Source organism: Pseudomonas sp. FP603, from assembly GCF_030687415.1.
In the GTDB taxonomy this organism is placed as follows: Bacteria; Pseudomonadota; Gammaproteobacteria; order Pseudomonadales; family Pseudomonadaceae; genus Aquipseudomonas; species Aquipseudomonas wuhanensis.
In genome coordinates this window covers 2,634,913-2,648,700 of sequence record NZ_CP117431.1, presented here as the reverse complement: position 1 = coordinate 2,648,700, position 13,788 = coordinate 2,634,913, and the positions used below count along the sequence as shown (strand labels likewise).

Below are 13,788 nucleotides of genomic sequence, written 5' to 3'. Positions count from 1 at the left end.
ATGGGAGGGCCTCATCATACGATACCGGCTGGCGAAGAACGGTGGAGCAGACATGAATTCGGGCTGATCCGAGATTTGCTGCGTCTGTGCTGCCGTCTTCGCGGGCAAGCCACGCTCCCACAGGTTTTGTGTTGGAGCTGCCGAAGACTGCGATCTTTTGATCGGCTCCATCTCGACGGGCCAGATAAAAGAAAATGCCTATCACCCCCCAATACTCCACCTATTAGCTGACTGCTTTATAGGCGTCTAACCTTATTGAAGCGCTGGCGTAAGCTGGCCGGTTGAGACTTGATAAAAGATACGAATGAGTCAGAAGCGTACTAGGCTTGCCGTGGGCCACCGTGCTGGCAACTCGATTGCTGCTCTCCAGACTTCCCGTGTGACCCCGACGATCAATTGATCGAACTGCTGGCCCTGCAGCCTATGTCATTGATTTCGCTCGTCGCTATTGCGCGCCCACCCCGGGCCGGATAGCCGGATGAATACGACCAAAGGTAGCGCACACATGGCAAATGAATCGAAATGCCCGTTCAATCACGCCGCCGCAGGCGGTGGCACGACGAACCGCGATTGGTGGCCGAACCAACTGAACCTGAAGATCCTGCACCAGAATTCGCGGCTGTCCGACCCCATGGACGAGGGCTACAACTACGCCGAAGCGTTCAAAAAACTGGACTTTCAGGCGCTCAAGCAAGACCTGCATGCACTGATGACCGATTCGCAAGACTGGTGGCCGGCAGACTTCGGTCACTATGGGCCGCTGTTTATTCGCATGTCCTGGCACGCCGCCGGCACGTACCGCGTCGGTGACGGTCGTGGCGGTGCCGGCTCCGGTCAGCAGCGCTTCGCGCCACTCAACAGTTGGCCGGACAACGTCAGCCTCGACAAGGCGCGCCGGCTGCTTTGGCCGATCAAGCAAAAGTATGGTCGCAACATCTCCTGGGCCGACCTGATCGTGCTCACCGGCAACGTCGCGCTGGAGTCCATGGGCTTCAAGACCTTCGGCTTTTCCGGTGGCCGGCCAGACGTTTGGGAACCGGATGAGTCCGTCTACTGGGGCTCGGAAAACAAGTGGCTGGGCGGCGACACCCGCTACGACAAAGACAAAAAAAAATCCATGCAAGAACCCGGCGAAGGCCCACTCGTTGCGGAGCCGGGGGAAAATGAGGACAGCCGCACCGAGGGAGGACGCAACCTGGAAAACCCGCTCGCCGCGGTGCAAATGGGCCTGATCTACGTCAACCCGGAAGGCCCTGAAGGCAACCCGGACCCGGTCGCTGCGGCGGTGGACATCCGCGAGACCTTCGGGCGCATGGCGATGAATGACGAAGAAACCGTGGCACTGATCGCCGGCGGCCACGCCTTCGGCAAGACCCACGGCGCCGGCCCTGCCGACAACGTCGGTGCCGAGCCCGAAGCCGCGGGCCTCGAAGCTCAGGGCTTGGGATGGAAGAGCACCTTCGGCAGCGGCAAGGGCGGCGACACCATCACCAGCGGCCTGGAAGTGACCTGGACCACCACGCCCACCAAATGGAGCAATAACTACCTGGAAAACCTGTTCGGCTTCGAGTGGGAACTGACCAAGAGCCCGGCGGGTGCCAACCAGTGGACGGCGAAAGGCGGTGCTGGTGCGGGCATTATTCCGGATGCTCATGATCCGTCGAAACGGCGTAACCCGACCATGCTGACCACGGACCTGTCTCTGCGTTTCGATCCGATCTATGAGCCGATCTCGCGGCGCTTCCTGGCGAACCCCGATCAGTTGGCCGACGCATTCGCCCGCGCCTGGTTCAAGCTGCTCCACCGCGACATGGGCCCCCTCTCCCGCTACCTCGGTCCGGAAATGCCCAATGAAGAACTCCTGTGGCAAGACCCCATTCCGGAGGTCGACCATGCCTTGGTCAACGACAGCGACATCGCCGCACTCAAAGGCAAACTCCAGTCCTGCGGCCTGTCGGTCTCGCAACTGGTGTCGACTGCCTGGGCGGCAGCCTCCACCTTCCGCGGCTCCGACAAACGCGGCGGCGCCAACGGCGGACGCCTGCGTCTGGCCCCACAGAAGTTCTGGCAGGCCAACCAGCCTGAGCAACTGGCGAGCGTACTGGCGAAACTCGAGAGCATTCAGAACGAATTCAACAACTCAGGGAAGAAAATATCGCTGGCAGACCTGATCGTGCTGGCCGGTTGTGCTGGTGTCGAACAGGCGGCAAAAAATGCCGGCCAGACCGTGACGGTGCCTTTCACGCCGGGACGGATGGATGCCTCGCAAGAACAAACGGACGTTGAATCCTTCGGGTTTCTCGAACCCGCCGCCGATGGCTTCCGTAACTACCTCAAATCCCGCTACAGCGTACCGGCTGAGGCATTGCTGATCGACAAGGCGCAACTGCTGACACTCACCGCACCAGAAATGACCGTGCTCATTGGCGGCTTGCGCGTGTTGAACACCAACGTCGGACAAACCCAGCACGGCGTCTTCACCAAACAGCCGGAAGCGTTGACCAACGACTTCTTCAAAAACCTGCTTGATATGAGCGTGGAATGGAAACCGGTGTCCGAGGCCAATGAAGAGTTCGAAGGCCGCGATCGGAAAACCGGCGACCTTAAATGGACGGGTACCCGTGTTGATCTGGTGTTTGGCTCGAATTCGCAGTTGAGGGCATTGGCTGAGGTCTATGCCTGCGACGATGCGAAGGAGAAGTTTGTGAAAGACTTCGTTGCGGCTTGGGTCAAGGTGATGAATCTGGATCGGTTTGATTTGAGATGATCTAAGCAATATTGCTGAAAACCCGCAACGCCTCCCTGTGCGGAGGCGTTGTGGTTTTTGCTGATCTATCGCCAGGCTAGATACCCAATCGTGGACTTACTGAACCAGCTGCCGAATCCCCAGAGACAAAATCAAACCGCCGCACAGCCGATCAATGGCTTTTTTCCTCCGGCGATACGCTGAAGCGATCTCAGGTTGCGAAAGAGCGATTGCAACCACTCCATACCAAGTCATCGAAACCACCACTACGACGGCCAGCATCGACAAAAACGTGCCTGGTGAAACATGGGTGGGGGCTGCCGCTGAGAAAATAGCGGCATAGAAGGCCATGGATTTAGGGTTGCCAATGTTCGTAACGACCCCCTGAATGAATGACTGCCTAAAGTTTCCGATGACAGCATTATCACTGGGGGCAAGCGCGCTCTTCCCGGCCTTGAGCAGCAGTTGGAATCCAAACCACATCAGATAGGCTGCCCCCAGAACCTTTACGATCAGCGCCGCCCAGGGGAACGCAGCAAATACAACGCCGATACCTGCGATTGCACAGGTGGCCCAGAATAAATTGACCAATACGATGCCTGCTACCAAGGCCAAAGCTTCTGACCGCGTAGCAGCCACCGCTTTGTGAACTACTGCAACGAAATTTGGCCCTGGAATAACGACACCGGCCAGGTAAACCAAAAAGACTGTCAAAACGGCGGGACCATCGATCATCTGCATTCCTTGCGAGTGTTGTGGCTAGGGACGGCCTTTCATATCAAGGCCTCCCGCGGACTCAACGTACAACGAAATAATAATTCGATACAGGGCTTTTCGGCGTAGTTGTATTTTTACGCCAGGGGCAGTCATTTCAGGCTCGGGCAATTTTAATCTTCAAAACGGAAAAGCCCCACCCACCTAAAAATGGGACGGGGCTTTTTGCTGTGCAACTCGCTGGAATATGAGCACCTCACCTCTCCTTACACCGGAGAAATCGTGGCAAGCGCACCAATCAAAATGGTCAACACCAGAAATCCACCCAGGAAAAATGCCATCTTGCCCATGGGGCCTCCTACGTTATGAGTTTGCGGTGCAGTGGCTACTGCAACTGCTGACCGTGCCGTCATTGTGAGCCCGAGGCTGATTCCATTACAGATGCAGATAGCGCGAAAAAATACGGATCAGCCCTTAGGCCCGCCACGGTGGAAGCGCCCCTTCGAAAAGTGAGAAGGCTCGTTGCAGGAAACTGTTGAAGCGAGCGGCATCACGCCGCAGCCCTGCCTGTTGACCACCAATCAGGCACAGATGGGCCACCTGACCAATCACCTCTGCTTGGCCTGGCATATGAACCAAGCGGCGGCACGTGCGTATCGCGAAGTCCAGTCGTCTTGTGTCAACACGCTGCTGAAACTCGCCTACCAACGGATCGTGCAGCGACCAGGCTCGGATGGAAACTTCCCGCCCAGGTTGTTTTTCAGCGGCAATACTCAAGTAGCGTTTCAAGGTTTCGCCCGCGCTACGACCCTGCGCCGCATAAGCGAGCATGCGCTCCGTGTAGTCTTCTTCCCAAGCGGCCAGCAAGGTGCGGACAAAGTCTTCGCGATTGCGGAAATGGTGATAGAACGATCCGCGGGTCACATTCAATCGGCGCGATAGACTCTCGACCGAAACGCCAACATGCCCTATTTGGTCGAGGGCCTCAAAACCAGCCGCGATCCAATGGTTACGAGTTAGTTTTCTCACCCGTTATTTCGCTCCATGTTTAGCGCCATACAGACTGTGTATGGTGCGCAACCGATTGATACGCTGCGAACACCAGCAAAGATGGCCGTTGCGTTTTGCACGCCAGCACTTTTCATGGAGCTCGCCTTGAAGAAAATCGTTCTGGTTGCTTTCGACCAATTCACTGATATCGACCTATTCCTGATGTGGGACATTTTAGGCCGCAACACTGAGGACTGGCACGTCCGAGTATTGGGTTCCAGCGCTATCGTGCGATCGGCGCACGGCCTGCCTGTTTCGGTGCACGGACCGCTTTGCGAGGCCAATAGTGCCGACGCGGTATTGTTCGTCAGCGGCAAGGAAGGGATACCCGCTGCACTTGCCGCCCCGGATTTCCTGCCGTCGTTTGAACTTGACTCCAGACGCCAGCGAATCGGCTCCATATGCGCCGGAGCTTTCATTCTCGAACGGCTTGGGCTGCTCAGCGGCCAAGCAACTACACACCCGGATGCACGATCGAGCTTGCAAGCTCTGGGACTTGAGCCCATGGACCAGCCTCTTGTATGCCAGGGGAACGTTGCAACCGCTGGCGGATGCCTTTCGGCGCTCTATCTGGTGGGATGGTTGGTTGAATCCTGGTTCGATGTCGACAAGCGCCGTGCAACGTTGCTCCCTGTTTTGCCAGCTGGGCAGCAAGAGCTCTATGATGCCTTGATCGGGTTCAGTATCCGACAAGCACTTACAGGGCGACAAGGAACGTTATACGACAAACCATCGCAACAAGAAACGCGACATGGCATGTCGTCTAATTGGTAGTTAGAACTCAGGAGAGATCCCCGATGCCCCAAGAATTTGAGCTCATTATGTCCGTGCCAGTCCCCTCGAGGTCCGGCATCACCCACCTTTATAAGTCGATGAACCTGGCGGACGCTTTTGCGATTCGGCTCCCTGCGGGCACATCCAGCAATCCAGATTTGCTAGCTCGATTCATCCTTTCCCACCAGCCATCCTGGATCGGATGGCTCATGAAAGTCCGAGACACTATCGTTGCCTGTTTTGGTCTCAAGACAGCCAAACATTTGGCAACACTTGCTAACCGGATTGAAATCTTCAAGGTCTACAGCTCGAACCAGACTGAAATCGTGTTGGGAGAGGACGACAAGCACCTGGACTTCCGGATATCGATCCTGTGTTCTGGAGAGGCAGAGCCAGAAGGCAGTCGCCAACTCGTTTTTTCAACCGTGGTCCACTGCCACAACCGTCTAGGCCGGGCCTACATCTTCGTTATTGCCCCATTTCACCGCTTGGTTGTTAAGGCCAGCCTTCTCCGTGCAGCGCGCGTCGGTTGGCCTCTGGCTACCTGCCCCTGAGGCTGAGAGCGCTGTGTGCCCCCCTGAGGTCTAACCTTTCCATCGAAAGGCTGTTCTGGCAAGCCTGGCCAAATCTCTCATGTCAAACGTCAGGCCTCTAAGATTCATTCTCTATCAGCCGATATGGACCCTCTGCTAGGCTAGCCGTCAGAGTTAAAGGGCCACAGGGAGAAGGCAGGATGCTCACATTCGTTTCTCCGACTACCACGAGTCGAAGGAAATATGGTTTTGGAAGGTCATATGAAAACTGTTAAAGGGATATTGTTCGTCATCCTTATCGTTGCCTTGGCCGTCGGGGCGTTTAATTTGATATTCGTGGCAGTGTCTAGCTACTTTGGGCCGTTCTACGAAGGTGATGCGGACCAAAGTCGAAATTTTGCCATTTGGCTTTTTGGTAATGCAGGGGTTGGGTTGCTTTCGGTTGTTATGGGTGTTGTTTTGTATCGGCGATATCTGCGCAGGGCACCTGTTTGAATGAACAACTTCGGCACCAATGGTGGTGAGCGACCGGTGCCCCTCGTGCTGTTGCCCAGCAGATAGAAAACTAGTTACCCCGCCCTCCACCAAACGACCATTCATCTGCCGCGGTAGTGGTAATCACCACCATGACGTCCTCAGAGTCGATGCCTGGCGCTCGACTCAGTCTCTCGACCAGGTTGCGATAGAAACGCTGTTTCGTCTCGGTATCCCGGGGGCGACCGGCAGTAATCGCGATTAGCACAAAGTCATGGCTGCGCGGACCGCCCAGGTAGCCGGGATCAAATACCAGTTCGCCCACTTCATGTTGATGAATGACCTGGAACCGGTCGGCCATCGGCACTTCGAAGCTTTCTACCAACGCCTCGTGCAGCCCCTGTGAGAGGGCCTGTAAATACTCGGCAGACTTTCCCCGGTGCAATGAAATACGTGCAAACGGCATAACGCTCTACTCCTGAAAAACCCACTGACAGGCGAAAACTATCAAGTCGCGATAATTCCGAATATCCGATTTAATGGCGACCATAGTCCTGAATGAGTGGATGATTCGATGCGCCGTCCGACCTTCGATCTTGATGTGCTGCGTACTTTCGTGACCGGTGTGGAATTCAACAGCTTTGCCAAAGCGGCGGACCGGCTCAATCGCTCGACGTCTGCCGTGAGCGCACAACTCAAGAAGCTTGAGGAACAGATAGGCACGCCAGTGCTGGCCAAATCCGGTCGAGGGCTGGTGTTGACGCCGGTGGGTGAGTCCCTGCTCAGCCATGCCCGCCAACTGCTTGAAATGAACGACAGCATTTTCCAGGCCCTGCACGAAAGCCAGACCGCCGCAACGGTACGCCTTGGGCTTCAGGAAGACTTTGGCGAACACTTTCTCAGCGACATTCTGCGACGCTACGTCAAGATGTACCCGAGGGTGAGCCTCGAAGTCAGGATCGCGCGTAATACCGAATTGCTTGCGTTGATCGACAGCGGTGGCCTGGACCTGGCCCTGACTTGGGACACAGGGCACATGTCCCCCTATGCCACGCGCCTGGGTGAAACACAGATGCACTGGATCGGCTCTCGTGATACGCAACCGCTCAACTGCTCTGTAGATTCTCCCCTGCCATTGATCCTGTTCGACGCCCCTTGCGTGTTGCGCAGCGCGGCAACCCAGGCACTGGATGAGGCGCGGATTCCCTGGCGAATCGCGCTGACCAGCCCCAGCGTGGGTGGAATCTGGGCGGCCGTTGCCGCCGGTTTGGGCCTCACGTTGCGAACCCGCATTGGGCTGCCAGGACATCTCGCCGTCATTGCTGGCCTACCCACGCTGCCGACCCTCGGCTATGTGCTTTACCGTGGGGCAGAATACCTGGCGCCTGCCACCCGACAACTGGCTGCGTTGATACAAACCAGTCTGGAAGAGCAGGCGTTCGGTATCACTGCAGGCGCCTCCGTTTGATGCTGTCTAAAGCAGGTCGCCCAAGGTGTCGTACTTGTAGTACTGGCTGTAATTCAGCACATCTCGGGGTGTGACCTTTTCCGGGAAAGGGCTGTACATCGGGTCATCAATCCGATGGAACTTCAGCGTATCCGGGGCATTTCCCGCTGGTACGTAGGCTGCGGCGGGATGTTTGGCTTGCCATGCCGCCCAGAGCCGGTCGACATTGCAATGATGTAGAAAGAACACTGGGTCGTTCGGCGAGGACGACAATCCCATGTCACCACCGACCCACACATGGACATTGTTATGAATGCGTTCTTCGCCTGCCCATCCCTCGATGCTGTTGCGCGCACCACCGGTGGACGCCGCCGCGTTGTAGGGCGCTTTGTCATACACCGGGTTTTCATGGATGACCTTGCGCACATTGGCTCGGCTGGGCAGCGACCCACCTCTTCCCAGATAACGCACCAGGGGACGGTTTACCCCGTCCAGTTCCATGGTGCGGCCATTACCTGTCAATCGCACCCGCCACTTCCCCTTCACGAATTGTCCAAGGTATTCATCCGACCAGATGAGTGAAATCCTCGGGTCCGGAAGTTCCGCGTCAGTGTTCCAGTCCCAGTACGGGATTCGAAAGTTGGGGTCGCTTATCGCCTTGCGAATCAAGGTTTCCAACCGCACGAGGAAGTAGCGATGCCACGGCAAGAATGATGGCCCGCCATGCGCAGCGTTCCTGGCCATCTGCCCGGCAGGCGTTGAAATCATCATGGCCCGGTGGTGCCAGGCCACGAAGGAGTCATAAATCGAGAGGTTGGCCTGCCCGGGCCAAGGATTCTGCACGGGGTCCTTGAGCCGCTTTACCCCTTCGACGTATTTCTTGAGCGCCGGGAGATCATTGACCGCATTAGACCTGATCATGATGTGCTCCGTGGGCATGGTGGTCGGGCTGCTCTGCCCCGTCGCCATCGCCCTTGATGAAGGATTCTGGATAGGCATCGATCACCGCGGTCATCAAGTCGAGAGCCGATCCGTAGGTGACGAACGGGGTGGCGTGCGTATGGACCTGGCCCGCATCGTCCACAAACAGATGTGCCTGGACCGGGACTCCATCAACCTCCACCTGGTAGGTGGTGACGATCCGGACAACATGCCCCTTGTGGTTAATCTCGCGAACAGTCCTGGCCTCATGTCCTGCATGCGGGTCCACGTACTCAGGGAACTGCTCCTTGATCCACGCAGGGTGCGTTTTGTCAGGGTCGGTGATGGATATCTCTGCGAGAGCCCCTATGTCAGGCGGGCTCAACAGCACATTGGGTTTTGTGCCCGTTGGTTCGGGGCTGGAGACATTTTTCCGTGTCATGATTCCTCCTGGAGTGTGCCCTCGGACGATTGCCCGGATTGGCTGGAGGAAGTGTAGTTGGCGGGCAGGCATGCCGTTGAACCCATCCGCCGGGCGGACTCGCTGTGGATTCAGGCTCATGATTCACTTTTACAGACGCATTCCCATCTCGAAGGCACGAGTCTCAAACCCGAACTCTGTGTACATACGCGCGGCATGTGCATTGAACGGCCAGGAGCGGAAGCGCGGGAAGTTGCATTGCATTTGAGTATCTACGGACTAACCTCAGTGCATCATTACACCGCACGCAGGGGGACTTGCCGCCAAGGTGTCATACCCCAATTGACCTCCATTTCACGTTGGCCAAGGAGCCTTATGAAGACCTTCATGCTCTTGCTAAGGACGGCCCTGTTCGTTGTTTTATTTTCCTTTGGCTTGCTCTGTCTTCTCGTGTCTCTTTCCTCGTACAAGGAGGTGGACGAGACGAAGACTTGGCAGAAGTTGAATGCCACTGTCGCCACTGTCTCCATTTCTGAGGAGATGCGCAGTAAGGGTATGACCTATTGCCCTCTGGTTAACGTGACCTTTGAGTTGAACGGACAGCAATACACTTATCCGCTCGAAATATCGCAGCGGCCCTGCAAAACCAGCCTGGAGTCGGTCGAAAGATCAGTTGCAACATTCAGGGAAGGAAAAGTGATCGAAGTTCTTGTCGACCCTGCAAAGCCGGGTAGAGTGAAGCCAGGTACTTACTCACTAGGTGGGGGGTTTTACCTCGGCGTTTTCTTGGGCACGCTAGCCTTTATCGGGGCCGTAGCTGTCCTGGTGTTTCCTGCTAAGAAATCTGTCAAGTTGACGCAAGGAGAAAGCATTTCACATTCAACTTCGAGCAAGAAAGAAGTTCAGCAAAAAGTTCGCGAGCTACTCGCCGCCGGCACTGCAAAGTCGGAAGTGTTTTCACAACTCTCAGGACGGGGTGTAAAAGACAGTCATCTTGCCTACTTTATAGCCTCGTATGCAGATCCAATTCGTTGTGACGAGCACGATCGCAAGGTCAATATTCTCATCACGATAATGCTCGCCCAGGCTTTGATTGCATTCTTTCTGGGATTGGATATCGGCGCCAGGATGGGGCCAACGGCCAAATGGGTTATGGGTGTTTCAATGACCTTGATTCCCTTGTTTTTGGTATGGGGCTTCTACAACCATCGCGTCGGCGCCTACAACGCGTACATACTCCTTTCGCTTCTCCAATTCCCAAGATCACTTGAGGGGTTTACATCGAGTCCGGCAACAACCACTATCGCATTAGTTATAAGTATCGTTATCCTGGCTTTTGTTTGGTACGTCCGAGGAAAAATCTTTCCAGACTTCGTCTTCGTCCATCCCAGGAAAATCAAAGGCAAGTACTTCTTTTCAGGCTGACCCATCATGCCGCCGGGCCTGCCCGAACGGCTGTCCAGGCCTATGAGGTCAATCGTTAGCGAAGACTGCTTCGGGTCGATTTCAGCCGGTTCCGGCAGGCAGCTATTGGCCGGAAGCTGCCTATTGCCGTAATAGCAATCGCGGCCAGCGCCCCTGATTCCCTTCAGAATTTCCTGCCACTGACGACAACCTACGCACATTCCCTTGGCGTCGTGAGTTACTCATGAAGAAGATTGCTGTCCTGATGTTTGCCGTTCTTTTCCTTGCCGGATGTGCCAACCAGAAATTCAAGCCCGAATACCGTACCCAGATCCATACCGTGAAAGTTCTCCCGGTTGCATGGCAACCCAAACAGATGACTTACATGGGCCGTGAGCAGGCATGGGGCGCGGCATTGGGCGCAGGTGTCGGCGCTGGCGTAGGGATGGCGGCAGGTGCATCGAACCTGACCAAGGCTGCTTTGGGTGGGGTCGGATTTGCCGCAGGTCTGAAGGCAGGCGACTTGGCGTCGATGTCGACGGTTGATGCGATTCTTTACAACATGGAGACGGCGGATATCAACCTGGGCGAGTTGGTCAAAAAGAGTTTCGAGGAGCAACTGACCGCCACCGGCCGTTACAAGATCGTGGGTGAAAACGAACCAGCCGATGCGCAGATCGAGTTGACCGTCCTGGCCTGGGGTTTCGCGCTAACGCAAGGCTTCAGCAGTGTGGTGTACCCGACGATTACCGTGAGCGGTGTCATGAAACGCGGCGAGGAACTTATCTGGCAGCGCAATGAGCCGATCACCGCATTCAACGGCGCCAACACCTATGGCTACACGCCGTTGCGCTATCGCACCGAACCGGAGTTACTGCGTACTGCGTTGGCGGGCGTTTCGCAAATCGTAGATGGCTATCTGGTCAAAGACTTGAACGAGTGATCACCGGTCTGATTGCATCCATGTTCAAGCGCTATATCGCCAGGCAGCTAATCAGCAGAGGCGGCAGGTGTCGACTGTCCGCTCCTGGCCGATTGCTGCCTGCCATAAAAATGCGCCTGTGCCTTCGCTTGCTCGAAGCTGATGGGCGATGAGTTCCCTAATCCGCTCAAATACTTGCTGGCTTGCGATGCGGTATCCCAGGCAACTCGTTAAACAAGGAAGAATAATGCGCTCGTCGTCATTTCTGTCGTATCTCAAGCTCCCGGCCGTTCTGCTGATTGCCGGTCTCACAACTGCTTGTTCCAACTACCACTACAAGGATTACCAAGGCGATTGGGCGCCGGACTCGATGACGCCATATGACCTGTCCAATAACGCGGCCGATGCGCCGGTGGTGTATTTCGCCACCACCCGCTTTCGCGGGTTGGGCGTGCAATTCCATCGACTGTTGCTGGCCACGCATGTGGACGACCAACTGCTAGAGGGTGCCGGGCGGCGCTCGATCCTCGACGTTTCCGGCAAGCAGGCGCTGCGCTTGACACCGGGCAAGCACTCGCTGAGCTGGTGCTGGGCATCGATGAATGCCTTGGGTACCGGTGGCGCCAAGTGCGGCTTCGGTGCTCGCGATGTGGAGTTCCGCACAGGCCAGCGCTATGTCGTGGATTTCTCCACTCGCGACGACATCAGTGGACCTCCGGGGCGTGAAGTCTCGACCATTACTATCGAGTCCGAGATTCGAAATCTGGATACCCATGAAGTGATCTATCCGCTGAGAGATGTTGCGAAGATGGAGAAGGAATAACGATTGCGACGATCACAGTCACGAACTGAGTTGGGCGGTGATCGAAAGCTGCGTGGCGAAGGAGGACAGCTTCCGACCCGAAGCGGTCATCAGTAAGCGTCGTCCTGTAGTGGACGGTATCCCGCAGGCAGCGACTGTAATTGACCAGCGCGCATTTTCCAGGCGCGGTTGATCGGGCTCTCAGGCTTTAATGCAAGGCGCTCGGCAACCAGTGCCTCGGCAAGTGCGCGATTGCCAAGGCGAATAGCTGCTTCGGTCAGCGTCCATGAGAAGACATCACGCTGCGCGTGACTACCGCCGAAGCGGTTAGCTTTGGCGCGTAGCGGCATCAACGAAGCTATAGCTTGGGCGTAATCCCCACGACCAAACGCCACCAACCCTTCGCACGCTGGCACACCAATCTCTCTACTCATCATGGCTTTGGTACCACTGCCAGCAGCGGCCCGCTTCAGGGCATCCAACTGCTGAGCTTGTGCGCGACTGTTTCCAGTACCCACGAATGACATCATCGCGTTCACGTCGTTAAAGGCGTAGAAGCCGTCTTCACAACGGGACTCCCATTTTTTGGCCAGTCCTTTCCACCGATCTCCAACGTCATGACCGAGCAGGGAGAGTCTCCAGAGCAGCGCTGATCCATCAAGTAGCTCAAGCGCCTGACCAAATCCACCCGCTGAAATGTCCTCATCAAAGAGACGAAGCGCGCCAGCCACGTCATTTGCCTCAAGGAGGAATAGCGCTTTGTGCCACCACAAATGGAAGGCAAACATGCTATTGGGAGCCCAGGCATTGGCGCTGGATGAAAGGTACTTAGCCCCCTCTTCGCTACGGCCCTGCATTTCCATGACATGAGTGACGGCATGTACTGCCCAACCATCCTGCGGGTTCAAGGCAACAGCCTCGCGACCCTGCTCTTCGGCCTGCCGGTAATCACCTGCCTCTTCCAGGCCAAAGGCATACATCCCTTTCACAAAGCCAAAGCCAGGAACGTCGTTATCCCAGCGCGACATCACACGAGCCACGCGATCACGTAGCATGTGCGAGTAACCTAGATAGAAGTCGCCCAAATGGGCGTATTGCAGTGCCAGCAGATCGCGGGGGTGCTCGATCGAAACACGCCCCCAGATTTCGATTGCCCGCTCCCAGTCGCCGTCGAACCAAGCGCGTACTGCATGGATATGCTGCCGCTCGCGATCATTCGCTTTCGGTGCCAACTGCTCTGCCACGTCCAAGCTCTTGAACAGCTCTGAGTCAAACGCTTTGTCGGTCGCAGTCGCAATCGCGCCAGCACGAAAGGCGTAGGCTAGCGCAAAATCCGGGTGCTCCGCGATAATTTTGTCAGCCGCAGCCAGAGGATCGGCCTGGTAGGCATGCAGCAAGTCGCAAGCTCTATCCAGAGCATCGATTGCCTCCTGCGAGCCATAGGAAACAGGATTGCCACGCTTGTCGCGTTTGCTCATGGCTTCCTCCTGACCACGCCCTAAGGGCATAAATGATCGAGATGTGAAGATCGCTCTCGATTGTCTCCCCGAATTTGGCTCAGAGACACTTTTCCGACGAAA

The 13,788-nt window shown here is 56.3% G+C and carries 14 protein-coding genes; 8 read left to right on the top strand and 6 right to left on the bottom strand.

The features are described from left to right. Positions 1-478: 478 nt before the first annotated feature. A complete protein-coding gene (gene katG / locus PSH65_RS12315) occupies positions 479-2,767 on the top strand; it encodes a catalase/peroxidase HPI (RefSeq protein WP_305426437.1) in 2,289 nt (762 codons plus the stop codon). A 96-nt stretch (positions 2,768-2,863) separates the two neighbouring features. On the opposite strand, the gene PSH65_RS12310 is transcribed toward katG, so the two are convergent. Both PSH65_RS12310 and PSH65_RS12305 read right to left on the bottom strand, forming a co-directional pair. Further along, on the bottom strand, positions 2,864-3,481 hold the full coding sequence (locus tag PSH65_RS12310; RefSeq protein WP_305426436.1) for a LysE family translocator: 618 nt from the start codon (positions 3,479-3,481) through the stop codon (positions 2,864-2,866). Positions 3,482-3,934: 453 nt separating this feature from the next. Then, on the bottom strand, positions 3,935-4,489 hold the full coding sequence (locus PSH65_RS12305; protein ID WP_305426435.1) for a TetR/AcrR family transcriptional regulator: 555 nt from the start codon (positions 4,487-4,489) through the stop codon (positions 3,935-3,937). A 126-nt stretch (positions 4,490-4,615) separates the two neighbouring features. Here PSH65_RS12305 and PSH65_RS12300 point away from each other — a divergent pair, with 126 nt between their 5' ends. The 3 genes from PSH65_RS12300 (at position 4,616) to PSH65_RS12290 (ending at position 6,312) form a co-directional block, all read left to right on the top strand. Further along, positions 4,616-5,284, top strand: coding sequence for a DJ-1/PfpI family protein (locus PSH65_RS12300; protein ID WP_305426434.1), 669 nt, complete (start codon positions 4,616-4,618; stop codon positions 5,282-5,284). A gap of 23 nt (positions 5,285-5,307) precedes the next feature. Further along, a complete protein-coding gene (locus tag PSH65_RS12295) occupies positions 5,308-5,838 on the top strand; it encodes a DUF2867 domain-containing protein (protein ID WP_305426433.1) in 531 nt (176 codons plus the stop codon). Positions 5,839-6,078: 240 nt separating this feature from the next. After that, positions 6,079-6,312, top strand: a complete 234-nt coding sequence (locus PSH65_RS12290; protein ID WP_305426432.1) for a hypothetical protein — start codon at positions 6,079-6,081, stop codon at positions 6,310-6,312. Between the two features lie 70 nt (positions 6,313-6,382). Here PSH65_RS12290 and PSH65_RS12285 read toward each other — a convergent pair whose 3' ends face one another. Beyond that, a complete protein-coding gene (locus tag PSH65_RS12285; protein ID WP_305426431.1) occupies positions 6,383-6,757 on the bottom strand; it encodes a tautomerase family protein in 375 nt (124 codons plus the stop codon). A gap of 108 nt (positions 6,758-6,865) precedes the next feature. Here PSH65_RS12285 and PSH65_RS12280 point away from each other — a divergent pair, with 108 nt between their 5' ends. Then, positions 6,866-7,759 (top strand): LysR substrate-binding domain-containing protein, encoded by an 894-nt coding sequence (locus tag PSH65_RS12280; RefSeq protein ID WP_305426430.1) that lies wholly within the window; start codon positions 6,866-6,868, stop codon positions 7,757-7,759. A gap of 6 nt (positions 7,760-7,765) precedes the next feature. Here the strand turns inward: PSH65_RS12280 and PSH65_RS12275 are convergent, their stop codons facing one another. Together PSH65_RS12275 and PSH65_RS12270 are read right to left on the bottom strand one after the other, a co-directional pair. After that, positions 7,766-8,659, bottom strand: coding sequence for a tyrosinase family protein (locus PSH65_RS12275; protein WP_305426429.1), 894 nt, complete (start codon positions 8,657-8,659; stop codon positions 7,766-7,768). Then, a complete protein-coding gene (locus tag PSH65_RS12270) occupies positions 8,646-9,101 on the bottom strand; it encodes a hypothetical protein (RefSeq protein WP_305426428.1) in 456 nt (151 codons plus the stop codon). Before PSH65_RS12270 ends, PSH65_RS12275 begins: the two co-directional genes overlap by 14 nt. A gap of 354 nt (positions 9,102-9,455) precedes the next feature. Between PSH65_RS12270 and PSH65_RS12265 the strand changes: the two genes are divergently transcribed. The 3 genes from PSH65_RS12265 (at position 9,456) to PSH65_RS12255 (ending at position 12,229) form a co-directional block, all read left to right on the top strand. Then, complete coding sequence (locus tag PSH65_RS12265) at positions 9,456-10,505, top strand: DUF3592 domain-containing protein (RefSeq protein WP_305426427.1); 1,050 nt, start codon at positions 9,456-9,458, stop codon at positions 10,503-10,505. 223 nt (positions 10,506-10,728) lie between these two features. Further along, the gene (locus PSH65_RS12260; protein ID WP_305426426.1) at positions 10,729-11,427 is read left to right on the top strand and encodes a hypothetical protein; all 699 of its coding nucleotides are present in this window, start codon (positions 10,729-10,731) and stop codon (positions 11,425-11,427) included. Positions 11,428-11,653: 226 nt separating this feature from the next. Then, positions 11,654-12,229: a hypothetical protein gene (locus PSH65_RS12255; RefSeq protein ID WP_305426425.1), complete on the top strand. Its 576-nt coding sequence runs from the start codon at positions 11,654-11,656 to the stop codon at positions 12,227-12,229. Between the two features lie 89 nt (positions 12,230-12,318). Here the strand turns inward: PSH65_RS12255 and PSH65_RS12250 are convergent, their stop codons facing one another. After that, positions 12,319-13,686, bottom strand: a complete 1,368-nt coding sequence (locus PSH65_RS12250) for a tetratricopeptide repeat protein (protein WP_305426424.1) — start codon at positions 13,684-13,686, stop codon at positions 12,319-12,321. Positions 13,687-13,788 lie beyond the last annotated feature (102 nt).

Bases quoted from the DNA above. Each gene is read 5' to 3' on its own strand.
- PSH65_RS12255 (WP_305426425.1), top strand. From the start codon at position 11,654: ATGCGCTCGTCGTCATTTCTGTCGTATCTCAAGCTCCCGGCCGTTCTG.
- PSH65_RS12260 (WP_305426426.1), top strand. From the start codon at position 10,729: ATGAAGAAGATTGCTGTCCTGATGTTTGCCGTTCTTTTCCTTGCCGGA.
- PSH65_RS12275 (WP_305426429.1), bottom strand. From the start codon at position 8,659: ATGATCAGGTCTAATGCGGTCAATGATCTCCCGGCGCTCAAGAAATAC.
- katG (WP_305426437.1), top strand. From the start codon at position 479: ATGAATACGACCAAAGGTAGCGCACACATGGCAAATGAATCGAAATGC.
- PSH65_RS12310 (WP_305426436.1), bottom strand. From the start codon at position 3,481: ATGATCGATGGTCCCGCCGTTTTGACAGTCTTTTTGGTTTACCTGGCC.
- PSH65_RS12285 (WP_305426431.1), bottom strand. From the start codon at position 6,757: ATGCCGTTTGCACGTATTTCATTGCACCGGGGAAAGTCTGCCGAGTAT.
- PSH65_RS12290 (WP_305426432.1), top strand. From the start codon at position 6,079: ATGAAAACTGTTAAAGGGATATTGTTCGTCATCCTTATCGTTGCCTTG.
- PSH65_RS12265 (WP_305426427.1), top strand. From the start codon at position 9,456: ATGAAGACCTTCATGCTCTTGCTAAGGACGGCCCTGTTCGTTGTTTTA.
- PSH65_RS12295 (WP_305426433.1), top strand. From the start codon at position 5,308: ATGCCCCAAGAATTTGAGCTCATTATGTCCGTGCCAGTCCCCTCGAGG.
- PSH65_RS12250 (WP_305426424.1), bottom strand. From the start codon at position 13,686: ATGAGCAAACGCGACAAGCGTGGCAATCCTGTTTCCTATGGCTCGCAG.
- PSH65_RS12270 (WP_305426428.1), bottom strand. From the start codon at position 9,101: ATGACACGGAAAAATGTCTCCAGCCCCGAACCAACGGGCACAAAACCC.
- PSH65_RS12280 (WP_305426430.1), top strand. From the start codon at position 6,866: ATGCGCCGTCCGACCTTCGATCTTGATGTGCTGCGTACTTTCGTGACC.